The 26,794-nt window shown below is 45.3% G+C and carries 23 protein-coding genes, 1 pseudogene and 1 other annotated feature; of the genes and pseudogenes, 12 read left to right on the plus strand and 12 right to left on the minus strand.

The genetic code is table 11. The annotated features are described in order from the left end of the window. Nucleotides 1-319: 319 nt before the first annotated feature. From pgsA to uvrY, 3 genes are read right to left on the minus strand one after another with little or no spacing between them, the layout of a single operon-like run. Nucleotides 320-877 (minus strand): CDP-diacylglycerol--glycerol-3-phosphate 3-phosphatidyltransferase, encoded by a 558-nt coding sequence (pgsA, locus tag ACED53_RS00005; RefSeq protein ID WP_012604331.1) that lies wholly within the window; start codon nt 875-877, stop codon nt 320-322. Nucleotides 878-923: 46 nt separating this feature from the next. Further along, nucleotides 924-2,756 (minus strand): excinuclease ABC subunit UvrC, encoded by a 1,833-nt coding sequence (uvrC, locus tag ACED53_RS00010; protein ID WP_029225627.1) that lies wholly within the window; start codon nt 2,754-2,756, stop codon nt 924-926. A gap of 15 nt (nt 2,757-2,771) precedes the next feature. Next, entirely contained in the window at nt 2,772-3,416 is a 645-nt protein-coding gene (uvrY, locus tag ACED53_RS00015; RefSeq protein ID WP_004729778.1) for a UvrY/SirA/GacA family response regulator transcription factor, read from the minus strand. A 426-nt stretch (nt 3,417-3,842) separates the two neighbouring features. On the opposite strand from uvrY, the gene ACED53_RS00020 reads away from it, so the two are divergent. Further along, nucleotides 3,843-6,206 (plus strand): DNA polymerase II, encoded by a 2,364-nt coding sequence (locus ACED53_RS00020; protein WP_017102074.1) that lies wholly within the window; start codon nt 3,843-3,845, stop codon nt 6,204-6,206. Between the two features lie 149 nt (nt 6,207-6,355). On the opposite strand, the gene ACED53_RS00025 is transcribed toward ACED53_RS00020, so the two are convergent. Next, entirely contained in the window at nt 6,356-7,123 is a 768-nt protein-coding gene (locus ACED53_RS00025; RefSeq protein ID WP_017102075.1) for an elongation factor P, read from the minus strand. Between the two features lie 137 nt (nt 7,124-7,260). Here ACED53_RS00025 and yeiP point away from each other — a divergent pair, with 137 nt between their 5' ends. From yeiP to ACED53_RS00040, 3 genes are all read left to right on the plus strand, one after another. Further along, on the plus strand, nt 7,261-7,830 hold the full coding sequence (gene yeiP, locus ACED53_RS00030) for an elongation factor P-like protein YeiP (protein WP_004729781.1): 570 nt from the start codon (nt 7,261-7,263) through the stop codon (nt 7,828-7,830). A 10-nt stretch (nt 7,831-7,840) separates the two neighbouring features. Then, on the plus strand, nt 7,841-8,170 hold the full coding sequence (locus tag ACED53_RS00035; RefSeq protein ID WP_017102076.1) for an HI1450 family dsDNA-mimic protein: 330 nt from the start codon (nt 7,841-7,843) through the stop codon (nt 8,168-8,170). Between the two features lie 89 nt (nt 8,171-8,259). Next, on the plus strand, nt 8,260-8,751 hold the full coding sequence (locus ACED53_RS00040; protein WP_004729783.1) for an RNA methyltransferase: 492 nt from the start codon (nt 8,260-8,262) through the stop codon (nt 8,749-8,751). 204 nt (nt 8,752-8,955) lie between these two features. Here ACED53_RS00040 and rluB read toward each other — a convergent pair whose 3' ends face one another. From rluB to ACED53_RS00055, 3 genes are all read right to left on the minus strand, one after another. Continuing rightward, nucleotides 8,956-9,984, minus strand: a complete 1,029-nt coding sequence (gene rluB, locus ACED53_RS00045) for a 23S rRNA pseudouridine(2605) synthase RluB (RefSeq protein ID WP_004729784.1) — start codon at nt 9,982-9,984, stop codon at nt 8,956-8,958. Between the two features lie 159 nt (nt 9,985-10,143). Beyond that, entirely contained in the window at nt 10,144-10,764 is a 621-nt protein-coding gene (locus tag ACED53_RS00050; protein WP_009848751.1) for an L-threonylcarbamoyladenylate synthase, read from the minus strand. Between the two features lie 55 nt (nt 10,765-10,819). After that, entirely contained in the window at nt 10,820-11,689 is an 870-nt protein-coding gene (locus ACED53_RS00055) for a PHP domain-containing protein (RefSeq protein WP_029225628.1), read from the minus strand. 120 nt (nt 11,690-11,809) lie between these two features. Here ACED53_RS00055 and ACED53_RS00060 point away from each other — a divergent pair, with 120 nt between their 5' ends. The 7 genes from ACED53_RS00060 to trpA all read left to right on the plus strand — a co-directional run bounded on the left by ACED53_RS00060 (nt 11,810) and on the right by trpA (nt 18,963). Next, a complete protein-coding gene (locus ACED53_RS00060; RefSeq protein WP_009848753.1) occupies nt 11,810-11,935 on the plus strand; it encodes a trp operon leader peptide in 126 nt (41 codons plus the stop codon). Next, nucleotides 11,882-11,996 (plus strand) — a sequence feature (Trp leader region). (Overlaps the previous gene by 54 nt.) A 125-nt stretch (nt 11,997-12,121) precedes the next feature. Beyond that, nucleotides 12,122-13,729, plus strand: a complete 1,608-nt coding sequence (locus ACED53_RS00065) for an anthranilate synthase component 1 (protein WP_029225629.1) — start codon at nt 12,122-12,124, stop codon at nt 13,727-13,729. 2 nt (nt 13,730-13,731) lie between these two features. Beyond that, nucleotides 13,732-14,358 carry an aminodeoxychorismate/anthranilate synthase component II gene (locus ACED53_RS00070; protein WP_004729794.1) on the plus strand — a complete coding sequence of 209 codons (627 nt, stop codon included), beginning with the start codon at nt 13,732-13,734 and terminating at the stop codon, nt 14,356-14,358. Between the two features lie 9 nt (nt 14,359-14,367). After that, nucleotides 14,368-15,363, plus strand: coding sequence for an anthranilate phosphoribosyltransferase (gene trpD / locus ACED53_RS00075; RefSeq protein ID WP_017102079.1), 996 nt, complete (start codon nt 14,368-14,370; stop codon nt 15,361-15,363). A gap of 20 nt (nt 15,364-15,383) precedes the next feature. Next, nucleotides 15,384-16,835 (plus strand): bifunctional indole-3-glycerol-phosphate synthase TrpC/phosphoribosylanthranilate isomerase TrpF, encoded by a 1,452-nt coding sequence (gene trpCF, locus ACED53_RS00080; RefSeq protein WP_017102080.1) that lies wholly within the window; start codon nt 15,384-15,386, stop codon nt 16,833-16,835. Nucleotides 16,836-16,966: 131 nt separating this feature from the next. Further along, nucleotides 16,967-18,157 carry a tryptophan synthase subunit beta gene (gene trpB, locus ACED53_RS00085; protein ID WP_004729801.1) on the plus strand — a complete coding sequence of 397 codons (1,191 nt, stop codon included), beginning with the start codon at nt 16,967-16,969 and terminating at the stop codon, nt 18,155-18,157. Further along, nucleotides 18,157-18,963, plus strand: a complete 807-nt coding sequence (gene trpA / locus ACED53_RS00090; RefSeq protein ID WP_017102081.1) for a tryptophan synthase subunit alpha — start codon at nt 18,157-18,159, stop codon at nt 18,961-18,963. Before trpB ends, trpA begins: the two co-directional genes overlap by 1 nt. Nucleotides 18,964-19,064: 101 nt before the next feature. Here trpA and ACED53_RS00095 read toward each other — a convergent pair. Then, a pseudogene (locus ACED53_RS00095) lies at nt 19,065-19,861 on the minus strand (slipin family protein). A gap of 69 nt (nt 19,862-19,930) precedes the next feature. After that, nucleotides 19,931-21,337 (minus strand): nodulation protein NfeD, encoded by a 1,407-nt coding sequence (locus ACED53_RS00100; protein ID WP_017102082.1) that lies wholly within the window; start codon nt 21,335-21,337, stop codon nt 19,931-19,933. Between the two features lie 410 nt (nt 21,338-21,747). Between ACED53_RS00100 and ACED53_RS00105 the strand changes: the two genes are divergently transcribed. After that, entirely contained in the window at nt 21,748-23,067 is a 1,320-nt protein-coding gene (locus ACED53_RS00105; RefSeq protein ID WP_017102083.1) for a cation:dicarboxylate symporter family transporter, read from the plus strand. A gap of 91 nt (nt 23,068-23,158) precedes the next feature. Here the strand turns inward: ACED53_RS00105 and ACED53_RS00110 are convergent, their stop codons facing one another. The 3 genes from ACED53_RS00110 to ACED53_RS00120 form a co-directional block, all read right to left on the minus strand. Continuing rightward, on the minus strand, nt 23,159-24,103 hold the full coding sequence (locus ACED53_RS00110; RefSeq protein ID WP_032499055.1) for a class I SAM-dependent methyltransferase: 945 nt from the start codon (nt 24,101-24,103) through the stop codon (nt 23,159-23,161). An 8-nt stretch (nt 24,104-24,111) separates the two neighbouring features. Then, the gene (locus ACED53_RS00115) at nt 24,112-24,810 is read right to left on the minus strand and encodes a TIGR01621 family pseudouridine synthase (RefSeq protein ID WP_102579823.1); all 699 of its coding nucleotides are present in this window, start codon (nt 24,808-24,810) and stop codon (nt 24,112-24,114) included. A gap of 212 nt (nt 24,811-25,022) precedes the next feature. Continuing rightward, nucleotides 25,023-26,639: a methyl-accepting chemotaxis protein gene (locus ACED53_RS00120; protein WP_009848765.1), complete on the minus strand. Its 1,617-nt coding sequence runs from the start codon at nt 26,637-26,639 to the stop codon at nt 25,023-25,025. Nucleotides 26,640-26,794: the final 155 nt, after the last annotated feature.

A 26,794-nucleotide genomic window follows, 5' to 3' on the forward strand; every position in this document is an offset into this window, starting at 1 on the left:
AACCGAGGTCCACGGATTTGCAATCCGCTGCATAGCCACTCTGCCAAGGCGCCTTAATAACTCCAATCGAATCGCTTATTGCCATCCTCTTGGGTACGGGATGCATTCTACGGATTCGAGCGTTTGAGTCAATATTATTTTTGTATTTTTAATTCGTTTGAATAGATTTTATACGAAACAGGCTAAATAGCTGACTTTGTGTGCAAAGCACTTTGTGGACAGGCTATTCAAAGGAGATCTATATCACATTAGATATCCACTATTGATAATTTAACCTTAGGTTAAAGATCAAAAAAGCGAGCCTCAGCTCGCTTCTTCATCAATGGTGTTTTTCGTCTAACAAATCATCTTTGGCGGCCATCAAGTATTGCGCCATTGACCAGTAAGTAAGAACGGTTGCAACATAGAGTGCAATGTAACCCACCCAAACCATCCAGTCGTCGTATCGCCAGATAAGTACCCAAAGAGCAAACATCTGAGAAACGGTTTTCACTTTACCAACCCAAGATACCGCAACGCTTGCACGTTTGCCGATTTCAGCCATCCATTCACGAAGCGCCGAGATGATAATTTCACGACCAATCATGGTCACAGCAGGAATAGTCACCCAGATCGAGTGATAATGCTCGGTAACTAAGATAAGAGCAGTAGCAACGAGCACCTTATCCGCCACGGGGTCAATAAAGGCACCAAAGCGAGACGTTTGTCCTAGTTTACGAGCCAGCATGCCATCTAGCCAGTCAGTAAAACCCGCTACCCAAAACACCATTGCAGCAGCAAAAGGAGCCCATTCATAAGGTAGGTAAAAAACAACAACGAATACTGGGATTAAAAATAGTCTCAGTAAGGACAAAATGTTAGGTATATTCAAACGCATATTATTAGGCTCTTATCAATTGCGCTTTAATGGTGCGGGATTTTTACTATTGTTTCAATGCTTGATAAATGTTTTCTGCCAAAGAATGACTAATGCCCGGCACTTTGGCTATTTCTTCGACAGTTGCACGCTTAAGTTCTTGTAAGCCACCCATATATTTCAACAAAGATTGACGACGTTTCGGTCCTACCCCTTCGATTCCTTCCAAAGCACTGGTTCGGCGAGTTTTACCTCGTTTCGCTCTGTGCCCTGCTATCGCGTGATTATGGCTTTCGTCACGAATATGTTGGATAAGGTGTAGCGCTGGCGCATCACTGGGTAAATTGAACTCTTCGCCTTCAAGAGTCACCAAGGTTTCTAAACCCGGTTTACGCGTAACCCCTTTGGCTATACCCATCATTCTTGGTCGAAATGGCCAATCACCCCAATATTGAGAAATGATCTCATGAGCGCGGTTGAGCTGACCTTTACCACCGTCGATAAAAATGATGTCTGGGATCTTATCGACATCAAGTTGCTTCGAGTAACGCCTCTCAAGCGCCTGAGCCATTGCCGCGTAATCATCACCACCGGTAATGCCAGTGATGTTGTAACGGCGGTATTCGGGTTTAACCGGCCCTTCTTGATTGAACACCACACAAGACGCAATTGTGCTTTCACCCATGGTATGACTGATATCGAAACATTCCATTCGTTTAATCGCATCCATCGACAACACTTCTTGAAGCTCTTTAAAGCGCTGGTTGATGGTCATCTTGTGATTAATCTTGGTGGTAATAGCCGTCAATGCATTGGTATTCGACAGTTTAAGGTAACGACCTCGAGTACCTGAAGGGTTGGTATTAAAGTGAATCTTACGACCCGCCACTTCACACAAGGCTTCTTGAATCGGAGTGACATCTTCCATCAAATCGGCATTGAGAATCAAACGAGTTGGGATGGTTCTCGCTTCATTATGCGCAAGATAGTATTGGCTTAAAAAGCTCGAAAAAACCTCTTCTCGCACCGTATTGTTGGGGATTTTCGGGAAATGGCTTCTACTGCCTAAAACCTTGCCTTGGCGAATCATCAAGATATGAATACACGCTACGCCATTCTCTTGAGCAAAGCCCAACACGTCCATATCTTCCATTGAATCGTCGGATACATATTGTTGTTCTTGCACGCGTCGAATCGCTTGGATTTGGTCACGGAACGCGGCAGCTTGCTCAAAGCGAAGCTCTCGGCTTGCTGTGTCCATCTTTTCGATGAGCGTCTCAAGGACTAACTTGTCCTTCCCTTGCAAGAACAGACGAACGTAGTCGATAAGTTCACTGTACTCTTCATCAGAGATGATTGAGCTGACACATGGCGCAGCACAACGGCCAATCTGATACATCAAACACGGGCGCGTTCTGTTGGCATAAACCGTATCTTCACACTGGCGAGCAGGAAAGATTTTTTGTAGTAGGTGCAACGTCTCACGCACAGCGCCGGAATCAGGGTAAGGACCAAAGTATTCGCCCTTTTTCTTTTTAGCACCACGATGCATCGACAAACGAGGATGCTTGTGACCGCTAATAAAAATATAAGGGTACGACTTATCATCACGCAAAAGTACGTTGTATTTAGGCAAGTACTGCTTGATGTAGTTATGCTCAAGGATGAGCGCTTCTGTTTCCGTGTGCGTTACAGTGACATCGATCTTGTCAATATTGCTGACTAAAGCGCGTGTTTTTTCACTGTCGACTTTTTTACGGAAATAACTGGAAAGGCGTTTTTTGAGGTTCTTAGCTTTACCGACGTAAATAACAACAGCCTCGGCGTTATACATTCGATAAACGCCGGGCTGCTCTGTTACTGTCTTGAGGAATGAGACTGAGTCAAACAAGTTGGTCACTATACGATCTCAGTGTTAAAGGGTCTCAGTGTCTAACATTCCATGTCTAATCGCTAAATGCGTGAGCTCTACATCGCCACTGATATCCAGCTTACTGAACAAGCGGTAGCGGTAACTGTTGACTGTTTTAGGACTTAGATTGAGTTGTTCTGAAATATCCGTCACTTTCTGACCTTTGGTAATCATCATCATGATTTGAAGTTCACGTTCAGATAAGTCTGCGAATGGATTTTCAGACGCAGGCGAGAATTGGCTCAAAGCCATCTGCTGCGCAATTTCTGGCGAAATGTATCGTTGGCCACTATTAACCACTCGAATTGCATTTACCATTTCATCCGGACCTGCCCCTTTAGTAAGGTAACCAGCAGCTCCAGCTTGCATCACTTTAGTTGGAAACGGATTTTCCGTATGAACAGTTAAAACGATGATTTTAACATCAGGGTTGAAACGCAAGATTTTCTTGGTTGCTTCTAAGCCACCAATACCAGGCATATTCATATCCATCAAAATAACGTCAGTATTGTTAGTACGACACCATTTTGCAGCATCTTCACCGCTTTCAGCTTCCCCTGCTACGTTCATTCCACGGACGTCTTCAATAATACGTCGTATCCCTGTGCGAACCAGCTCGTGATCATCTACAAGGAAAACATTTATCAAACTTGTATCTCCACACTATTAATTGGCTCTGCAACCACTGTGTCATTTCATCTGTTTGAAACAATTGAACAAAGGAACAGTGAATCGCAGCATTGAGTACATCTTAACTTAATTACTAAAAAAAAGCTCTGTTGAATATGTGCTGAAACACGAACTTTAGCAAGTACTTATTAACAAATAAGCCAACTAAAACAACAAGCTTTTTCTAAAAATCAACCAGTTAAAACAACACCCAATAAAATTACACAAGATAAAGATATTTTCAATACCATTGAATAGCCATTCGCGACAATTTCACTTATTTGCTTATAGAGTCCCGTTATTTGCCTCTGTTAACTAGAATTTAGTTAGTATTTTTGCTGCCTGTTATGCGCTGAGGGTCGCTAGGTGGTAGTATTCGATTCCCAATTTCAATAGGTTACTACATTGGATATTCAGCAAGGCTTTGTACTCACAAGACAAGCAAGAGACTTTTCAGGGCGCACACAAATCGACTTGTGGTTAAGCACCCCTAAAGGCCCTACGCTACTGACTATTCAAAACGAAAAGCCTGTCTTTTTTGTTGCTCAATCTGATGTTGAAGAATGTCGGGCAATCGCAGCGAAAGAGTCGATTGATTGCCAATTCAAGTCCCTAGAACTAGCCACATTTGACCAAACCCCTTTAGCCGCTTGTTACACTTCCTTATCGAGAAGCAGCTTCGGGTTAGCTCAAGCCTTTAACGGTGAAGAGATCCAAACCTTTGAAAGTGATATTCGACTAGCCGATCGATATCTGATGGAACGCTTTATCAAGGGCAGTATCGAATTCACAGGCACTATCACCCCAAAAAGACAGCATCGCAGAGTATCGAACGCAAAATGCCGAGCTGGCGATTACTTGCCAAACTTGTCTGTGGTTTCGCTTGATATTGAGTGTTCGGAAAAAGGTGTGCTTTATTCCATCGGCCTAGACAGTCCAATGGATAGCCGAGTGATAATGATTGGCGATCCACAAGAAGCAGATACCAATATCCAATGGGTTACCAACGAGAAAGCGCTGCTTGAAGCTATGATTGCGTGGTTCTCCGAGTTTGACCCGGACATCATCATCGGTTGGAATGTCATTGATTTCGACTTTAGGCTGCTGCACAAACGTTCAGAATGGAACGAAGTGAAACTCAGTATTGGTCGCGACAATCAACCGAGCTTCTTTCGCAGCTCCGCACAAAACCAGCAGGGGTTCATTACCATTCCTGGTCGCGTGGTCTTAGATGGTATCGATATGCTTAAAACAGCAACCTACCATTTCAGGTCATGGTCTCTTGAGTCCGTGTCACAAGAGTTACTGGGCGAAGGCAAAGACATTCATAATGTTCATGACCGCATGGATGAAATCAATCGAATGTTTAAGTTCGATAAGCCTTCACTTGCCAAGTACAACCTTCAAGACTGTGTGCTCGTAAACCGAATCTTCGAACACACTCACCTACTCGATTTTGCTATTGAACGTTCTCGATTAACTGGTGTTGAACTTGATCGCGTTGGCGGCTCTGTCGCTGCTTTTACTAACTTATACATGCCTCAGATACACCGAGCAGGTTACGTCGCGCCGAACTTAGAGCCTGAGAACTGGATCGCTAGCCCCGGTGGTTATGTGATGGATTCGATTCCCAACCTTTATGACTCGGTTTTGGTACTCGACTTTAAAAGCCTGTATCCATCGATCATTCGATCTTTCTTGATTGACCCGATGGGCCTGATTGAAGGACTAAAGTTAGAGTTAGGCTCCGAAGAAGACCAAGCGGTGGCTGGGTTTCGTGGCGGTCAATTCCACCGCTCTAAGCACTTTCTACCAGAGATGATCGAAAATCTGTGGGCAGCGCGTGATGTCGCAAAGAAAAATAACGAGAAAGCTTTTTCTCAGGCGATTAAGATCATCATGAACTCTTTCTATGGTGTGCTGGGTTCTTCTGGTTGTCGTTTCTTTGATACTCGATTGGCGTCATCGATCACCATGCGTGGTCATGAGATCATGAAGCAAACCAAGGTTCTGATCGAAGATAAAGGGTATCAAGTAATTTACGGAGATACCGATTCAACTTTCGTGTCTCTTAATGGCAGTTTTGAGCAAGAACAAGCAGACGAGATTGGTCACTCTCTTGTGGCTTACATCAACGACTGGTGGACGAATCACCTGAAAGAGGTCTACAACCTCACCTCGATACTTGAATTGGAATACGAAACTCACTATCGCAAGTTTCTAATGCCAACCATTCGAGGCTCTGAGACAGGATCGAAGAAACGCTATGCAGGTCTAATCAATCAAGGCGACCAAGAGAAGATCATTTTTAAAGGCCTTGAAAGTGCACGAACCGATTGGACGCCCCTTGCACAACAGTTCCAACAAACCTTGTATGAGATGGTCTTTCACGACCAAGATCCAAGTGATTATGTTAGACAGTTTGTCGATGAAACATCCGCGGGCAAACACGATGACCTACTGGTTTACCAAAAACGCTTGCGCCGTAAGTTGCATGAATACCAGAAGAACATTCCGCCACAGGTTCGCGCTGCTAGATTAGCCGATGAGATCAATGCTCAGCTCGGTCGCCCGCTTCAATATCAAAACAAAGGGCGTATTGAATATTTGATTACGCTGAGTGGCCCCGAGCCCAAGGAGTATTTGAAGAGCGGTATCGATTATCAACATTACATCGACAAGCAGATTAAACCGGTCGCAGAAGCGATTCTGCCATTTATAGGGTTAGATTTTGAAAGAGTCAGCGGCCAGCAGCTAGGTCTGTTCTAGATTTAATTCTCTTTTCGACGCGACATTAGACTCGAGATATCTATTAAAACTCGAGCCAGACCTTAAAACGAAAAAAGCAGAGGAGTGCTTAACTCGCTCTGCTTTTTCATATCAATGGATAGCTTACGATCTTGATAGCTTACGACCCCCTACCCGATTCGAAACTCAGTTTTCTGATACTGCTTAACCAGCCATTCACCAAAGCCATCAAGAATACCTATTACTGAACGTTTAGGAATCGCACGCCCAGACAGCAAAATACCCAATCTTTGAATCTCGACTTCTTTCTCTGGATGATATCTCAAGAACTGTTGACCGCACTCCATAGGCGCATCGAACCAGTTTTTATCTCGGTACATGATCAAAGAGTAACTGGCTCGCAGAAGCTTCTTGGCAATAATCACCTGCGCGGCGATTTGCTGCTCTGGCGTTGTTGCTCGGGCAATCTTATTACGATAAACCGCTAACCAATTTTCCGCGTCCATATTCCAGTGCTTGGCAATTTCCCAACTCGTTTCGAAATCACCATAGCAATCAGATAAGTCTTCACCATGCACACACACGGCTAAATGCTTGAGCATGAAGCCCCACGTAAAGATATTGTCGAAATCAACTATCTCGCTCACCAAGGTAGTTTTGATCGCCACTTGAGTGACCTGAGGGAAGCTCTTTTGGAAGCGCCATTTAATGGTATTCAGCAGCGTGGTTCGTTGATCTGGAAAAGGACGATGAGTAACCACAACCACATCTAGATTCGAGCGACCGACGACGGCTTGTTTGCGTGCCACACTGCCATAAACATAGACACTGTGTAGATTGGATCCTAACCCACCTTTTAAAAAGGTAATCAGATCGTTAACCACAGGTTGGAATTCAGGTTGAAATGGCTGTGTTGGGTCAATAACAGGTAGCTGCATAGGTCGTTTCGGTAAATAAAATAATGATTTAACTGTCTCTCTATGATCGCTTAGGTGACTTTATGATTCAAGCTATTCCTATTTATAGCGTCTACGAGATATAATCACCGGATAGACCCAATAAGGACAAACACAAAATGCCTAGAGCAAGTGAGATTAAAAAAGGTTTTGCGATCAACGTTGATGGCAAAACAGTACTAGTAAAAGATATCGAAGTGACAACACCAGGTGGCCGTGGCGGTCAAAAGATTTACCGCTTCCGTGGTCACGATGTAGCAACTGGCGTTAAAACAGAAGTTCGCCACAAGGCTGACGAAATCGTTGAAACTATCGACGTAACTAAGCGTGCAGTGATGTTCTCTTACGTTGACGGCAACGAGTACATCTTCATGGATAACGAAGATTACTCACAGTTCATCTTCAACGGTGAAATGATCGAAGACGAACTGCTATTCATCAACGAAGAAACTCAAGGCATGTACGCGATTCTTATCGACGGTACTGCAGCAACGCTTGAACTACCAACTTCAGTTGAGCTAGTGATCGAAGAAACAGACCCTTCAATCAAAGGTGCATCTGCTTCAGCTCGTACTAAGCCAGCTCGTCTGTCTACTGGCCTTACTGTTCAAGTTCCTGAGTACATTGCAACTGGCGACAAAGTTGTTGTGAACACAGCTGAACGTAAATACATGAACCGCGCAAGCTAAGATATTTATTATGACCGAAGCTAACGACTTTATGTCTTACGACGACGCAATTGACACTGCATACGACATCTTTCTAGAGATGGCTCCTGATAACCTTGAACCAGCAGACGTGATCCTATTCACGGCTCAGTTTGAAGATCGTGGCGCTGCAGAGCTCGTTGAAACTGGTGACGATTGGGTTGAACATGTTGGCTTTGAAGTCGACAAAGAGATCTACGCTGAAGTACGCATTGGTCTTGTAAATGAAGCTGATGATGTCTTAGATAACGTATTCGCTCGTCTGCTGATCAGCCGTGACCCTGAACACAAGTTCTGTCACATCTTGTGGAAACGCGACTAGGCTCTTCTTAAATCAGCTCAGAGTACTGAGCTGATTTTCTTACGACTTCATAGCCTCATCACTTTACCAAACTGCAACTCTACAAAATTATGACCAAAGCAAAGACAGATACACTATCCAAAGGCTATGCCTGTGTTGGATTAGTAAACCCCAAAACACCTGAAAATGTTGGCTCAGTAATGCGAGCGGCTGGTTGCTACGGAGCAAACTCTGTATTTTATACTGGCACCCGTTATGACCACGCTCGACAGTTTCATACCGACACCAAGGAAAAGCACCTTGAGCTACCATTAATTGGTGTTGAAGACCTGAAAGACATTATTCCAGTTGGCTGCGTACCAATCGCGGTTGATTTGATAGAAGGCGCTAAGCCTCTGCCTGATTATAAGCACCCACCTCGTGCTTTTTATATCTTCGGCCCTGAAGATGGAACTCTGAAAAAAGAGATCACGGACTTCTGTCGTGAAACTATCTACGTTCCGACTAATGGCTGCATGAACCTTGCTGCCGCGGTCAATGTTATTTTGTATGACCGCATGGCGAAGGGTGACAACTTCTCGAATCATTTGAAAGTGACCTAATACCAATCGTAGTCCATAGCTAGTCACCCTAGCTAGTGAAGCACTTCTACCTGGTTAATCGTTTCTACTTGGTAAGCACTTCGACATGATTTGAACTGCGCCATATTCAAGACGAAAAAAAACCTGCTAAGTTAGCAGGTTTTTTAGTATTCGAAACGTTGGACTAAGCTTTAAGCTTAAGAACTGTAGCAACTACTGGTGTAATTACTTACGTGATCTTGGCTTAGCCGGTTTAGCCGGGCGTCCGTTGTTCAGTTTAGGCTTTTTGGTAGCCTGAGGTTTGCCATTGGTCGCTGGAGCACTACGGCCTGAATCAGGTGTTGTAGTACCGCGAGTTGCAGGCTTCTTACGCTTAGTCTGGTTGCTACGGCCTTTAGGAGCATTTGCACGCTCTTCGTGACGCTTAACAGCGCGACGAATTTTTTGGCTACGAGAACGCTCACGCTTACGAGAAGTGTTTGCAGGATCAAGATCCAACAGTGTCTCTTTTTCTGGCTGAAGTTCAACAAGCTCACGCAAGTAGTTTACTTCTTGAAGATCTAGCTCTTTCCAACCGCCACGAGGCAGTTTCTTATCAAGGTAGATATCACCGTAACGTACACGTTTCAGACGGCTTACTGTTGTTTCTTGTGATTCCCAAAGACGACGAACCTCACGGTTACGACCTTCGTTAATCGCTACGTAGAAAGTATGGTTCATACCTTCACCGCCAGCGTAAACCACGTCTTCGAAACGAGCCATACCATCTTCAAGTTGAACGCCACGAGTCACGTTCTTAACTTTTTGCTCAGTCACTTCACCAAACACACGTACTAGGTACTCACGCTCAACCTGACGGCTTGGGTGCATTAGGCGGTTTGCAAGTTCACCATCAGTAGTGAAAAGCAAAAGACCCGATGTGTTTGCATCAAGGCGGCCAACTGAAATCCAACGAGAACCACGGATCTTAGGTAGACGATCGAAAACAGTGCGGCGACCTTCAGGATCATGACGAGTACAAAGCTCACCTTCAGGTTTGTAGTAAGCAAGTACACGACAAACCACTTCTTCAGAGGCTTTGCCTGTAATAGTGTGGCCATCGATACGGATCACTGAGTTCTCGTCTTCAAGACGCTCACCCAATTTCGCAACTTGACCGTTAACACTTACACGACCAGATTTAATTAAACCTTCTAGTTCACGACGAGAACCGTGACCAGCTCGCGCTAAAACCTTCTGTAATTTTTCGCTCATTTACTCTTTTCTACCTAATTGTCGTCTTCACAGACGTCGAATGAATTTTTCGCGACCAAATCGCGGTCGCGTATTATCGCAAATAACCTGCCAAAAAGCACTTGTTATTTACTCTGGCAGGTTTGCCGTTTCGTTACAGACTGTTAATCAGTAACGCTATTATTCAAACGGCGCTGGATCGCCGGCACCACGACGTAAAACAACGGCATCATCGTCACTGAAGTCAATAACCGTAGTCGGTTGCTCACCTAAGTAGCCGCCATTCAAAATGACATCAACCGCATGCTCTAGGCTGTCGCGAATTTCTTCTGGATCCGATTCAGTTGTCTCGTTACCCGGAAGAATCAGAGACGTCGACATCAATGGCTCACCCATTGCTTCCAACAGGTCAAGTGCAATCTTGTTGTCTGGGACACGAATACCAATCGTTTTACGTTTCGCATTCATCAAACGCTTCGGTACTTCTTTGGTTGCTTTGAAGATAAACGTGTAAGCACCGGGCGTGTGCGCCTTAAGTAAACGGAAAGCAACGTTATCAACTCGTGCATACAGTGACAATTCAGAAAGATCACGGCATAACAACGTGAAATTGTGCTTATCATCGATTCGACGAATTTTACAGATGCGTTCAAGTGCTTGTTTGTTTTCAAGCTGACAGCCCAGCGCATAACCGGAATCTGTTGGATAAACCACAACGCCGCCATTGCGAATAATCGCAACCGCTTGAGTAATTAAGCGCGCTTGTGGGTTATCTGGGTGTACATAAAAAAACTGGCTCATTGTTGATCCTCGTTATCGAATCTCTCGACTCTATCATCAGAAGGAGCTGGTTCACCTAAATACTGTTATCGGTATCAGTTGGTGAAACCGTTTGAAACTCCCAATCTTTCCATACTTCTTCGACCCCAGAAGGTAGCCAGAGATTACGTCCAAGTTCCATCCACGGAGATGGATAATGGAAGTCACTGCCTTGGGAGGCTAATAGTTTGTATTGTATAGCATAATCCGCAAGTGTGCGTCTTTCTTGTTGCGCTTGCTGAGGCTGAGCGACTTCCATAGCGTCACCTTTTGCTTCAACAAATGCAGCTAACAGACGCTTAACCCACTTCGCTGTTAAGCCATATCGGCCGGGGTGAGCTAATACGGCTTGACCACCAGCAGCATGAATAGCCGTGACAGCATCACTCATTGAACACCACGTTGGCGGCACATAACCTGGGTTATTGCGAGTCAGAAACTTTTTAAACACCTGCTGCATGGTTTTCGCGTAGCCGTTATCGACTAACCACTTAGCAAAGTGAGCACGAGTGATAGGCGCATCACCCGCAATCAATTTAACTTCTTCTAGCAAGCCTTCACGAGTCGCTTTCTCAAGACGTTGAGCAATCATCTCTGCACGCCCAACACGGTGTTGCTTCTGTTGTTCAATTAACGCTTTTAGCTCTGGTGACTCCGGATCAACATTTAACCCAACAATATGGATATCTTTGTTTTGCCAAACGGTCGAAATCTCAATGCCGTTGATCAACTGGATAGGAAGGTTGTTATCAGCAATATAGCTGCGTGCTTCAGCAAGCCCATCAGTCGTATCATGATCTGTAATCGCTAACGCTTCGATGTTAAAGCCTAGCGCTCGGTCAATCAGTTCAGGTGGAGTAAGTCGGCCATCTGAGGCTGTTGTATGACTATGTAGATCAATTCTCATATATTCTTTTTCATTGTTTTCAATTTTTATCGTTATATTTGTGTCAACGCACTTGACCTGCAAGCGCAAAACTAGTTAACTAGTACGCAAATACGAAGTATCACATTTGATAGGTTCACCATGTTACAAGAATTTAACCAAAACCATAAAGATAAAGTTTTAGAACTTTCTTCAGTAGAAGCAAGTTCAGAGCTTAATTGGTGGCGCACTTGGACAAGTTCTTGGTGGGCTAACGTGTACTTCTAGTTAAACAGTTTGTTTATAAAAAAGTTATCACTAAGCCCGCTTTAATAGCGGGCTTTTTAATTTGTCGAACATCTCACATTCAACTGACTAACAAATCATCGAATTGACCATATTCTAGATTGGGTGAAAGGTATCTTTATGCGACTATGTACGGCAGGAAATTTAAAGAATCATAAAGGAGGTCTTGTGAACAAGGCCATTGAAATCAAAAAGCTGGGAACCATTGAGGTCATCAATTCTTCAGTTCCTTACTCGCAAGATCCAACCAGCGTTTTTCATACTTTGTGTGAAAACAAAACAGACAGCCTGTTGTTGGAATCTGCTGAGATTGAATCTAAACAGAACCTGACAAGCCTACTCCTTATCGACTCTGCTGTTCGCATCGTATGTCGCGGACATGAAGTAACCTTCCAAGCATTGACTGAAAATGGTCAAGCGCTTATCGAACATCTAACTCAAAACGTTAAAGCAGAAATTGAATCTGACCTTACCAATAACGTTTTGACGCTGACTTTTGTCGAGCCAAGCAACGAATTAGATGAAGACTCACGTTTAAGAGAAGCTTCTTCATTCGATGCACTGCGTTTGGTTCAACACAGCTTTGAGCAAGACGCGGATAACAAGCACGCGTTATTCATGGCGGGCCTATTCGCTTACGACATCGTGGCGAACTTTGAACCGCTAGGTGATGCTGAAGCGACTAACAACTGCCCTGACTTTGTTTTCTACGTTGCGGAAACACTATTGCGTTTCGATCACCAAGAGAACGAAGGTCTGCTTCACGCGAGCTTGTTCACTCAAGATGAAAACATCAGAACACAATTAACTGAGCGTCTAGCTGATATTCAGACACAATGTCAGTCATTGAAAGCCATCACAGAAGTAACGCCGCTCGACAATGTTGAAGCTGTACCAAGCGTTTCAGATGAAGACTTCTGCCAAACGGTTCGTGACTTAAAAGAGTACGTAGTTAAAGGCGATGTATTCCAAGTGGTACCTTCACGCCGCTTCACTCTGCCTTGCCCTGCTCCACTGGCGGCTTATAAAGAGCTCAAGCAAAGTAATCCAAGCCCTTACATGTTCTATATGCAAGACGAGCTATTTACTCTGTTTGGTGCCTCTCCAGAAAGTGCTCTGAAATACGAAACCGAAACCAACCAAATCGAGATTTACCCAATTGCTGGTACTCGTCGCCGCGGTAAGCGCCCAAATGGCCAAATCGATTTCGATCTAGACAGCCGTATTGAGCTTGAACTGCGTACCGACAAGAAAGAAAACGCCGAGCACATGATGCTTGTTGACCTAGCACGTAACGATGTGGCTCGTATTGCCGAAGCAGGCACTCGCCACGTAGCAGACTTGTTGAAAGTGGATCGCTACAGCCATGTGATGCACTTGGTTTCTCGTGTTGTTGGTCAGCTACGTGAAGACTTAGATGCCCTACACGCTTACCAAGCTTGTATGAACATGGGCACGCTAACGGGCGCACCAAAAATCCGCGCAATGCAGCTTATTCGAGACGTAGAAAAAACGCGTCGTGGTAGCTACGGTGGTGCAGTCGGTTATCTAACCGGTGAAGGGACTCTAGATACTTGTATCGTAATTCGTTCTGCTTACGTTGAAGATGGCGTAGCACAGGTACAAGCTGGCGCTGGTGTGGTATTCGACTCAGACCCACAAGCAGAAGCCGATGAAACTCGCGGCAAAGCTCAAGCGGTCATCTCTGCGATTCAAGCAGCTCACACTAAGAGCTCTGCTACAAACCAACACTCATCAAATAAGAAGGAGTCGTAATCATGGCTGATATTGTATTCATCGATAACTTCGACTCATTCACATACAACCTTGTAGACCAGTTTCGTTCATTAGGTCACAGCGTAAAGATTTACCGTAACAACATTCCTGCAAAAGTAGTTGAAGCGGCGATCAACGAACTAGACAACCCTGTTGCACTGCTTTCACCAGGCCCTGGCGCTCCAGCGGATGCGGGCTGCATGCCTGAGCTAATTCAGCTGCTAAAAGGCAAAGTGCCAATGATTGGTATTTGCTTAGGCCACCAAGCGATTGTTGAAGCCTACGGCGGCACCGTTGCAGGCGCTGGCGAAATCATTCATGGTAAGGTGTCGATGATGGAACACCAAAACCATGCGACTTACCAAGGCTTACCTTCGCCGCTGGCTATCGCTCGCTACCACTCTTTAGTGGCAACGCATGTATCCGATAGCTTAACGGTGACCGCTGAAGTCGATGATTTGGTGATGTCTGTGGTTCAAGAACAAGACAAGGTTTGTGGATTCCAATTCCACCCTGAATCGATTATGACGACCTACGGTGCAACGCTTCTAGCGAACGCTATCGAATGGGCTCTTGAGAAACCTCTTCATCTAGAGAAAAGCTCTACTCTTGATAAAAAGACTAACTAGGAAACGATCATGGAACAGATTAATAAACTTTACGAACAACAGTCTCTTACTCAAGAAGAAAGCCAACAACTGTTTGATGTGATCATCAAGGGCGAACTAGACCCAATCTTGATGGCTTCTGCGCTTACTGCACTGAAAATCAAAGGCGAAACGCCAGATGAAATTGCTGGCGCGGCGAAAGCACTGCTTGCCAATGCAAACCCGTTCCCACGTCCTGATTACGATTTTGCAGACATCGTAGGTACCGGTGGTGACGGTCATGACACCATCAACATTTCTACAACTTCTGCATTTGTAGCAGCAGCGTGTGGTTTAAAAATAGCTAAGCACGGCAACCGCAGCGTATCGAGCAAATCAGGCTCTTCTGACCTACTAGACTCGTTCGGCATTAACCTAGCGATGACAGCAGAAGACACTCGTACTGCAGTCGACGAGCTTGGCGTAGCATTCCTATTTGCTCCGCAATATCACGTCGGTGTACGTCACGCGATGCCTGTTCGTCAGACGATGAAAACGCGCACTATCTTCAACATCCTTGGTCCACTGATTAACCCTGCTCGCCCTAATATCGAGTTAATGGGTGTTTACAGCAAAGAGCTCGTCCGCCCTATCGCGGAAACCATGCTGCAAATGGGTATGAAGCGTGCTGCCGTTGTGCATGGTAGTGGCCTTGATGAAGTGGCTATTCATGGCGAGACAATCGTTGCTGAAATTAAAGATGGCAAGATTCACGAATACACAGTGACACCGGCTGACTTTGGCCTGAACACTCACCCTCTTGAAGCAATCAAGGGCGGCGAGCCAGAAGAGAACAAAGCCATCACAACCGATATCCTGACGGGTAAAGGCACAGATGCTCAAGTTGGCGCTGTGGCAGTCAACGTTGCTCTGCTGATGCGTCTATTTGGTCACGAAGATCTAAAAGCCAACACACAGCAAGCGATTGACGCGATGAACTCTGGCAAAGCGTACGAGCTTGTACAAAAGCTTTCTGCACACGCCTAACGAACGACGAGACAAAGAACATGACACAGACTACCGATAAACTGTCGACCCACGTTTCAGTCAAAGAAGCTGAAATGGCGGAAGTATTAGCAAAAATCGTTCGTGACAAATACCAATGGGTTGAAGCGCGTAAGCAAACTCAACCATTGGACGAGTTTAAAGCAGCGTTAACCGCAACAGACCGCAGCTTTTATGATGCATTGAGCGGCGAGCAAACCGTTTTCATCACTGAATGTAAAAAGGCCTCTCCGTCAAAAGGTCTAATCCGTGACGAGTTTGACCTCGACTACATTGCGTCGGTTTACAACAACCACGCAAACGCGATTTCTGTGCTGACAGACGAGAAGTACTTCCAAGGTGACTTTGAGTTTTTACCTAAAGTTCGCAGCATTGCTAAGCAGCCTATCCTGTGTAAAGACTTCATGGTTGATACCTACCAAGTGTACTTAGCTCGACATTACTCAGCTGATGCTATCTTGTTGATGCTATCGGTATTAGATGACGAAGAGTACCAAGCGCTGGCTGAAGTTGCTCACTCGCTAAATATGGGTGTACTCACCGAAGTCAGTAACGAAGAAGAGCTTCACCGCGCAGTCGCTTTAAAAGCAAAAGTGATCGGTATTAATAACCGTAACCTGCGTGACCTTTCGACGGATTTGAACCGAACCAAAGAGTTGGCGCCGCTGATTCGCGAACTGGCTCCAAACGCAGTCGTGATTTCAGAGTCTGGCATCTACACACATCAACAAGTTCGTGACCTTTCAACGTTTGCAGACGGCTTCCTAATCGGCAGCTCTTTAATGGCAGAGAAAAACCTTGAACTCGCAGTGCGTAAAGTAACACTCGGTGAAAACAAGGTGTGTGGTTTAACTCACTCTGATGATGCAGCAAAGGCTTATCAAGCTGGTGCGGTATTCGGTGGTCTGATTTTCGTTGAAGCATCTAAGCGTCATGTTGATATCGAAGCAGCTCGTTTAACCATGAGCGGCGCACCTTTGAACTACGTGGGTGTATTCCAAAACCACAGCGTAGCAGACGTTACGAAAACGGTATCTGAGCTAGGCCTATTCGCTGTGCAACTGCACGGTGATGAGTCTCAAGCATTTGTCGATGAGTTAAAACAATCAATACCTGAAAGCGTTGAAATTTGGAAAGCTTACGGTGTGGCTTCTGGTGGTGAAAACTGTGCTAAAAGCGCGCTACCAGAATTACTGAAAAGCAACGTGACTCGTCACCTGCTAGATACTAAAGTAGGTTCTCAAACGGGTGGTACAGGTCAAGCGTTCGATTGGAGCCTAATCAACAACCAAAGCGCAATCATGTTGGCGGGTGGCCTAAACCCAGACAATGCTAACCAAGCAGCGAAACTAGGCTGCTTAGGGCTAGACCTAAACTCAGGCGTTGAATCAGCTCCAGGTAAAAAAGACGCAGACAAACTGCAACGCGCTTTTGCAGCGATTCGTAATTACTAGTCCAAGCTCGGCGCTAGAAATTAGAAAGCAGAAACTAAAAACATATTTGTGAGCTTTGCCTTTTGCGAAGCTCAAGCAAGATTAAATGACTTGGTGTGAATACACATCGATAGAATTGAAGGAATAACACAATGGCTAAACTCGATGCCTACTTTGGTGAATACGGTGGTCAATACGTACCGCAGATCCTAGTGCCAGCACTAGACCAACTGGAACAAGCATTTATCGATGCACAAGCAGATCCTGAGTTCCGCAGTGAATTCATGACGCTTCTGCAAGAGTACGCAGGTCGTCCAACGGCACTAACGCTAACGCGTAACCTGACTAAAGGTACAAAAACCAAACTGTACCTAAAGCGTGAAGATCTACTTCACGGTGGTGCTCACAAGACAAACCAAGTTCTTGGCCAAGCATTGCTAGCAAAACGTATGGGTAAACAGGAAATCATCGCTGAAACTGGCGCAGGCCAACATGGTGTTGCAACGGCTCTAGCTTGTGCTCTATTGGGCCTTAAGTGTCGTGTTTACATGGGCGCAAAAGACGTTGAACGTCAAAGCCCGAACGTGTTCCGTATGAAACTTATGGGCGCAGAGGTTATCCCTGTTCATTCTGGCTCTTCAACGCTAAAAGATGCATGTAACGAAGCGCTACGTGACTGGTCTGCAACTTATGAAGACGCACACTACCTATTGGGTACTGCGGCTGGCCCTCACCCATTCCCAACGATTGTTCGTGATTTCCAACGCATGATTGGTGAAGAAACGAAGCACCAAATCTTGGCTCGTGAAGGTCGCCTTCCAGATGCCGTGATCGCTTGTGTCGGAGGTGGTTCAAACGCTATCGGTATGTTCGCTGACTTCATTGAAGAAGAGTCTGTACGCCTGATCGGTGTAGAGCCTGCTGGTAAAGGTATTGATACCGACCAACACGGCGCGCCGCTTAAGCACGGTAAAACCGGTATCTTCTTCGGTATGAAAGCACCACTGATGCAAGATGAGAACGGCCAAGTAGAAGAGTCTTATTCTGTTTCTGCTGGTCTAGACTTCCCATCAGTTGGTCCTCAACACGCGCACCTAAATGCTATTGGCCGTGCTGAATACGACAACGTAACCGACGATGAAGCGCTAGAAGCGTTCCAATTGATTGCACGCAAAGAAGGTATTATCGCAGCACTCGAGTCATCTCATGCTGTGGCTCACGCTGTCAAAATGGCTCACGACGACCCAGAGAAAGAACAGCTATTAGTGGTTAACTTATCTGGTCGTGGTGACAAAGACATTTTCTCCGTACACGACATTCTTAAAGAGAAAGGAGCATTATAATGGATCGCTATCAATCACTCTTCACTCGCTTAGCTGAAAAGAATCAGGGCGCATTTGTACCATTCGTAACGGTTGGCGATCCTAACCCTGAGCAGTCTCTTAAGATCATGGAAACGCTAGTTGAAGCGGGTGCTGACGCACTTGAGCTTGGTATCCCATTCTCAGATCCGCTTGCAGATGGCCCAACAATCCAAGGCGCAAACATTCGCGCGTTAGATTCAAAAGTAACGCCAGATGTGTGCTTCGATCTTATCGGTCAAATTCGTGCTAAATACCCAGAGTTACCAATCGGCCTACTGATGTACGCAAACTTGGTTTACGCACGTGGTATAGAAAATTTTTACGAACGCTGCGCAAAAGCAGGTATCGATTCAGTATTGATTGCTGATGTACCAACTAACGAGAGTGGCGAGTTTGTTGCTGTAGCTAAGAAGTTTGGTGTTCACCCAATCTTTATTGCTCCACCAACAGCAAGCGATGAAACGCTTCAATCAGTATCTGAGCTAGGTGGCGGCTACACCTACCTACTTTCTCGCTCAGGCGTAACGGGTGCAGAAACAAAAGCAAACATGCCAGTAACGGCACTGCTTGATCGCTTGAACAAGTTCGATGCGCCACCAGCACTGCTTGGTTTCGGTATCTCGGCTCCTGAACAAGTGAAAGAAGCGATTGTAGCTGGCGCTGCCGGTGCGATCTCAGGCTCAGCCGTAGTTAAAATCATTGAAAACAACGTTGAACAACCAGAAGCAATGCTTAAAGCCCTTGCGGAGTTTGTTACGCCAATGAAAGCGGCTACGCAGAAATAATCGACGCTCGTAATCAATGGTCATTAAATAGAACCAGCGATTCAAATACTAAAAGGCTCCACAACTGTGGAGCCTTTTTTATTGCTCTTCATTTGAGCCAATCACTCATCGGCTTTCATCGCTTTCTTAATCGCTGCCTCATTGAGCGTCGCTTTGATCGGGTCGGTTATCTTCTCGACCAGATCGATGGGCATTGGGAATATGATTGTGGAAGTTCGCTCATTAGCTACTTCTGTTAGTGTTTGCATATATCGCAATTGAATGGCGTTGGGCGCTTGATTAAGAACCTCTGCAGCCTCTTTCAGCTTGGTTGATGCTTCTAATTCCCTGTTGCATGGATCACCTTAGCTCGACGTGAACGTTCCGCCTCGGCTTGCTTAGCAAGGGCTCGCACCATACTGTCATCAAGATCCACATGCTTGATCTCGACATTGGCAATCTTAATCCCCCAGTTATCGGTGTGTTGATCCAGTATCGCTTGCAAGTCTCTATTGAGCTCTTCTCGCTCAGACAGCAATTCATCCAACTCATGCTGTCCTAATACTGAACGCAACGTTGTTTGTGACAGTTGACTGGTCGCTTCGAGGTAGTTCTCTACGTTATTGATCGCCATCTTCGGATCCAGCACTCGAAAATAGACCACGGCATTCACCTTCACTGACACGTTATCGCGTGTGATCAAATCTTGCGTCGGCACGTCCAACACGATAGTTCGTAGATCCACTCGCACAATTTGTTGGATGAAAGGAATGATGATAATTAACCCCGGCCCTTTAACACCGTAAAAGCGCCCAAGGAAAAACACCACTGCACGTTCATATTCGCGCAGCACTCTGAACATGCTGGCTATCAACAAGATAACGAGCACAATGACAATACCTATAGTGTGTATAAACATAACCGCCCCCTAATGGTAACGATGGCTAAGCAATTAATAATTCAATAACGTTTGTTCTAACAGTCCGCGCTAGCTAGATTTCGATGATGTATCATCGGGCAGCGCCTCAACATCCAAAGATAGCCCCGTCAGCTTGGTCACTCTGATGATCTGCCCCACTTGCAATTCACTCGCACATTTGGCTTGCCAGATCTCACCTTCGACTAGCACATGCCCCGCACCGGGGAAGCCGCTTACCACTTTGCCCGTGTCACCGACTACCGCTTCCATCCCCGTAGTCACTGGTTTGTTTCTCACTCGGACTAGCATTGATATTGTTACGACGATAAAGGCAACAGAGAACAAACTGATCCCGATAATTAACGGCAATGCGATTTGATAACCCGGCACTTCGGTATCCATCAACATGATCGAGCCGAGCGTAAACGCAGCGACGCCGCCCAAACCGAAGATGCCAAAACTGGGGCTAAAGGCCTCTGCGACCATCAAAGCAATTCCCAATAGGATTAAAGCAAGGCCCGCGTAACTCACAGGCAGCATTTGTAAGGAGTACATCGCTAATAACAGACAGATACCGCCCAAAACACCCGGTAGCCCGACGCCGGGGTTATAGAATTCGAGTAACAAACCGTAGATACCAATCAGCATCAAAATATATGCAACGTTCGGGTTCGTGATCACTGACAGCAAACTAAAGCGCCAGTCTTGTTCCCGCTCGATAAAAACCACCTCATTGAGCTGAACTTCCTGACTGACACCGTTGATGGTGACGGTGCGCCCGTTACTCAGTTCAACCAATTGCTGAAGGTCGCTGGCAATAAAATCAATCACGTTAAGAGTCAGTGCATTCTCAGAATCCAAACTTGCTGCCTCTCGCACCGCTTTTTCTGCCCATTCTTCATTACGGTTGTGTAGCTTAGCCAAACTGACAATGTAAGCCGCAGCATCATTGATGACTTTCTTCTCCATCGCAGTGGTTGCTTTTACTTGGTCTGGGTTCTCTTGTTTTGTTTCGTCTTGCTCACTCGCTGACGTGTTGTCATCTTTATTAGCATCGTCTTGAGGAGATAGCGGATTAGTCGGTGCTTTACCCCCACCGAGCGACACAGGTGTTGCTGCACCTAGATTAGTTCCGGGCGCCATGGAAGCAACGTGGCTGGCAAGTAAAATATAGGTTCCGGCGCTCGCTGCTCGCGAACCCGCAGGCCCAACCCAAGTAACGACTGGAATCGGTGAGGTGGTGATGGATCGAATAATGTCACGCATCGACGAATCTAACCCGCCAGGCGTATTCATTTTCAAAATGATGAGTTTTGCTTGCTCATCGTGAGCTTGTTCTATTTCTCTAGTGAGGTAATCACTGGTCGCCGGACCTATCCCTCCGTTCACCTCAATCACCCAGACATCATCGGCCTGAGCGAACACAGAGCTGAACAACAGAAGAAACGCAAACAAGTACTTTAATATAAAAGTCATAGCCCCTCTCCTTACAACTGAGATGCTAGATAGACGTTTTATTTAAAGCGCAGAGGTAACATCTTGGTAATAAATAGATACCTTAAGCATAGTTCAGGCTAAATTTCCCACAACAAGCTTTATCATTTTCAGCCAGATTAATCTGTATAGAAAAAACGCAAAGATATGGATTAAATGTTAACAAAAGTAAGCAAGCGACTCGAAGCACAATCCATTCACAAAGCGATCAATAAAAACACTTTTATAAATCTTACAAATAACCGAACAACGAAAAACCAAAGCAAACGTTTGCTTTGGTGTGAAAAAACATCTAATAGCGATTCACCTGCTGTTTTTAAGAGACTTTCACCTCTGCTCATATTGATAAATGTAAAGGATACGTGTAAAACTCTTCGCGAAATATTTATCCAATGGCACATCGTTCATTGGTGAGTAATTCTGGGATTTTTATATTTAGTAGCACAGAGGTTATGGAAGTGTTAAAAGAAAAGAGTTTACTAAGCAACATCGGCGTTCAAGTCGTTATTGCAATGATCATCGGTACCGCTGTCGGTGCAATGATGGGTGACAGCGCAACAATGTTCGCTCCACTGGGCGCAATCTTCATCAATTTAATCAAGATGCTGGTTATTCCTCTAGTCGCAGTTGCCCTAATTTCAGGTGCTGCAGGTCTAGGTAATAGCTCATCGGCAGGTAAAGTTGGTGTGGTTACACTGGGTTACTTTGCACTCACGTCTGCACTTGCTGTAGCACTAGCGCTTGTAATGGGTGAAGTATTCGAACCGGGTCGTGGTATCGATGTTTCTGGCGTTGAAGGTATGTTCTCTTCTGAATACGCTGCGAAAGGCGAACTTCCAACGTTCTGGGCAACCATCACGGGCATGATCCCTACCAACGTTTTCCAATCACTGAACGAAGCCAACATTCTGCAAATTCTCGTTTTCTGCTTATTCTTCGGTATTGCGATTTCTAAACAAGCGAAAGAAAAACGCGACCCAATCATCAATGGCGTAAACGCGATTGTTGACGCTATGGTTTGGATGATCAACAAGGTTATGATCATTGCACCACTTGGTGTATTTGGCCTAATGGCAGAAGCAGTCGGTACATTCGGTTTTGGCGCACTTATGGTCGTGTTCAAGCTGTTCATTGTCTACATTGCTGCGATTCTTATCTTCGGGTTTGTGGCTTACCCACTGATGATTCAAATCTTCACTAAGACTTCAGCTAAGAAGTTCCTAGTGGCAATGAAGAAACCTCAAGCGGTTGCACTATCAACAGCCTCTTCAATGGCGACACTGCCAGTAACAATGGAAACGGTAGAGAAAGAACTTGGTGTTCGTAACTCTACGGCTTCATTCGTCCTGCCTCTTGGCGCGACGATCAACATGTCTGGTAATGCAATTTACTACGGCCTAGTTGCTATATTCTTTGCACAGCTGTTCAATATCGACCTGTCTATGGGTGCTTACGTTGCTATCATCGTAACCTCTACGCTAGGCGCAGTTGGTCAAGCTGGTGTTCCAGGTCCTTCTTTCCTAGTGGTTGCGGTTCTTCTAGCAGCTGGTATCCCTATCGAAGGTCTACCTCTATTATTCGCTCTAGACCGTATCTTCGACATGATTCGTACTGCTCTTAACATCACAGGTGATGCAGCATGTGCAGTAATCGTTGATTCTCTAATCAAAGACGAAGTGAAAGAAGCTGAGCTAGAGAAACAACAAGCTTAAACTTCTTAGAAACCTAAAGACCAAAAAGCCACTCATTGAGTGGCTTTTTTACTTTCAAACGTTGATATTTGTTAACTCTAAATTAAGCGTCTTAAGAAACGTTAATTTTAAATCTCAGGACTTTCAAACTTGAATCGGGGTCAACATCGACAAACTCAGGTGGGTTATCTAGACGCTCGATAAACTCAACACTTGGCGCTTCTTCTACCATCGTCTCAATCAAGAAGTTTGGTGACACTGCTGGTGAGTTAACACAAGCAATCACTTCACCACCTTCGGTTAGAAGCTCAGGCAAACGACGTAAGATCTTTTTGTAGTCTTTAGTAAGTGCAAAGCTGCCTTTTTGGAACGAAGGCGGATCGATAATAACCAGCTCATATGGGCCACCCTTCTTGATTTTTCCCCACGACTTAAAGATATCGTAGCCAAGGAAGTTCACCGAGCGCATATCATGCTCATTCAAGCGGTGGTTATCACGGCCTTTGTTCAGTGATCCGCGAGACATGTCTACGTTCATACATTGTCGAGCGCCACCCGCAATCGCCGCCACAGAGAAACCACAAGTGTATGCGAACAGGTTAAGAACGTTCTTATCCTTAGCATTATCTTGTACCCACTGACGGCCATTACGCATGTCTAGGAACAGACCGAAGTTCTGATTGCGGCCAATGTCTAGTTGGTACTTAAGCCCATGTTCAACCACGACTGGTGAGTCGTTCAATTGACCCCACAACACTTCAGAGGGCGCGCCATCAGCATAACGGTGTTGCAGCACAATGCTTGTGCCCTGTTTTACTTGCCAGATATCTTTGTTAGTGAGGTCGACCAATCCAGTCTTTAGAGATGATAAGAACGCTTGGTCCACTTCTTTAAACACGTTAACCAATAACTGTCCATCAACCCAATCACAAGTGAGTTGATCTAGGCCGGGCCAAAACTTGCCACGCCCGTGAAAAATACGACGTAGTTCATTCGGCACTTCATTCAATTGCTGTTCAATATGACTAAAAAACAGAGGTAAAGCTGATGCTTCCATTATTTCACTCACTTAGTGTTTAGCTTTGGCCACGTTAATGACCAAGGTTCAAGCCAACTGTCTAAACCATTAGACACGATCTCTTGATGCCATTTCTCACCCAAAGAGTCGAGGTTTCTTGGATCGCAGACATATTCGTAGGCTTGTGATTGATAGGTAAATCGAATCGCGAAGGCATGCAGATAGCCTCTGTCAGCCTCCTTCGATGGATTGTAAATAGGATCACCCACAATAGCCGAGCCAATGGACTTCATCGCGACACGGATCTGATGAGCTCGCCCCGTATAGGGTTTACATAAAAGTAGACGCTCACCGGGTTCAGCCGTTGCAGATAAAAATTGGGTAATCGCTGGGTTTTCTTTGGTTGTCAGCAGCTTCCAGCTTGAGCGTCGTGAACGCTCCATATCTCCTGAGATCAGCCCCTGCTTTTTCTTCGGCTTCTTGGAGCCTATCGCAAGGTAGTACTTCTCTACTTCACGCTTTGCAAACAACTGTGAAAGCTCACTCGCTGCCGGGGCATTTTTTGCCAGCAGTAGAATTCCTGACGTCATTTTATCGAGACGATGGACTAAATATAGCTTCGGCTCATTGATTGCCTTAGCAACTTCTTGCAATAACATCGTATCACCATCGTCTTTATGGACGCTGACGCCTGGATGTTTGTTTATAAGTAAAAAATCAGAGTGATTCAGAAGAATGTCGAACATGTAAAGGCTAGCTCCATTGTAGAACGTGGAGTATACCGTGTCTGAATCCAGATTCCAGCTACGAAAAAGCCCAACGAGTTCAATAAACATTGAATCGTTGGGCTTATGTTTCAATAGGCAACTTTCACTGGGAAGTCTTTAATCAATTCGCTCTAAGCTTATGTTCTAGACTTATGATCCAGCTCTAAGCTCTAAGCTCTAAGCTCTAAGCTCTAAGCAAGTTTGAACTTACCTACTAAGCCTTCAAGTTCGGCAACTTTAGCATTCAAACCTGATGTGTTCTCAGAGCTGCGAGTCGCTAACTGTAATGACTGTTCAGAGATATCACTGATTGCCGTAATATCCGCTGCGATTTCTTTTGTCACCGCTGTCTGTTCTTCTGCCGCAGTCGCAATTGAGTTAACCATGCTTTGTACGTTGCCCGCACCGCTAACAATTGCTTCTAGAGCCGATACCGCCCCTGTACTTTGCTCTACACCAATTTCAACTAAACGACAGTTGTCTTGAGTGTAAGTCACCGCTTCTTGAGTACCTGATTGAATAGATTGGATGATACCAGACACTTCTTGTGTTGCTTTAGTCGTTCTCTCCGCTAGCGCTCGTACTTCATCAGCTACCACGGCAAAACCACGACCGAACTCACCAGCACGCGCAGCTTCAATAGCCGCGTTCAGAGCCAAGAGGTTGGTTTGTTCTGCGATATCTTCGATTACCTTGATAACACTGCCAATCTGCTCGCCATGTGAACCCAGCGTGTTCATTTGTAACGACATGTCGCTCATTTGAGTAGACACTTGTTGGATGCTCGCAACCATCTCCACGATCACTTTACGACCGTCTTCTGCAGACGTTTCTGAGCGGCGCGCTTCTTCATAAGTAGAAGTACCTTGTTGCGCTACTTCAGAAATGGTTAAGCTTAGTTCTTCTGCCGCAGTCGCAATCAATGTCGCTTTATCTGCTTGAGCAGAGGCGCCAGATACGATGTCGTGGCTGATTGATGATAGCTCACCAGTAACGGATTGAACTTGGGTAGTCACTGATGAGATAGAACCGAGGAGATCGACCAATGACTTTTGCATCTGGTTGATCGATTGAGCAAGGTCAGCCAATTCATCACCAGAATCATCAACAATATCTCCAGCCGTCAGGTCACCATTTGCTACGCGGCGTGCAACTTGTTCAACACGAGTTAAGCGATTAGTAATAGAGCTAGACAATACAAACGCAATTACACAGCCAAACACAATCGCAACCGCAGTCAACACCATAATCGTGCGTTCGATTGTAATAAACGAATCCGTTAGTGTTAGCAGAGCTCGCTCTGTATCAGCAATCTCACTTTCAGATGCTTGATCAAGCAAATTTTCAATCGGGATAAGATTACTCTCATACAAAGAGCGAAGCTGCTGGATATTTGATAACAATGCAGTTTCATCATTAAGCATAGGTACGAGCTTCGATTCAAACTCTTGAGTAAAGCGCCCCATTAGCTCTTCAATTCGCTGAACACGACGATGGTCCTCTGAGCCTTTACTCTCTAAACGCTTTGCTTCTTCAATTGCTTGAGAAAATTGAGTCTTATTAGCTCGATAATCATTGAGCGCATTACCGCCCTGAACAACCGCGCCCAAAGCATCACGGTAAACATCACCAGCTTCATCGATCAATATAAGGTAGGTAACAGTTCCTGGAACATCATCCAGTCTAATTTCATCAGAGCTCTCGTGAGCCCCAATCACTTCTATCGATACAATCCCTACTAACGTGACAAGCACCGCCAATATAGATCCAAAACCCAAATATAGTTTTTTTCTCACTGACAATTTCACAGAACACCTACCTAAAATAAATACAGGCCGATATAGCCTAACCGAAAGATATATCGGCCACCACACGGATAACTTTAGGGGACGATGTTTTTATTTCTCGAAAAACAATAAGTACGTCGCATAAAAAACGGGAGCCAATGGCTCCCGCTTATCAA

Origin of the sequence: Vibrio sp. 1F169 (genome assembly GCF_041439605.1) — a bacterium.
In the GTDB taxonomy this organism is placed as follows: domain Bacteria; phylum Pseudomonadota; class Gammaproteobacteria; order Enterobacterales; family Vibrionaceae; genus Vibrio; species Vibrio tasmaniensis_A.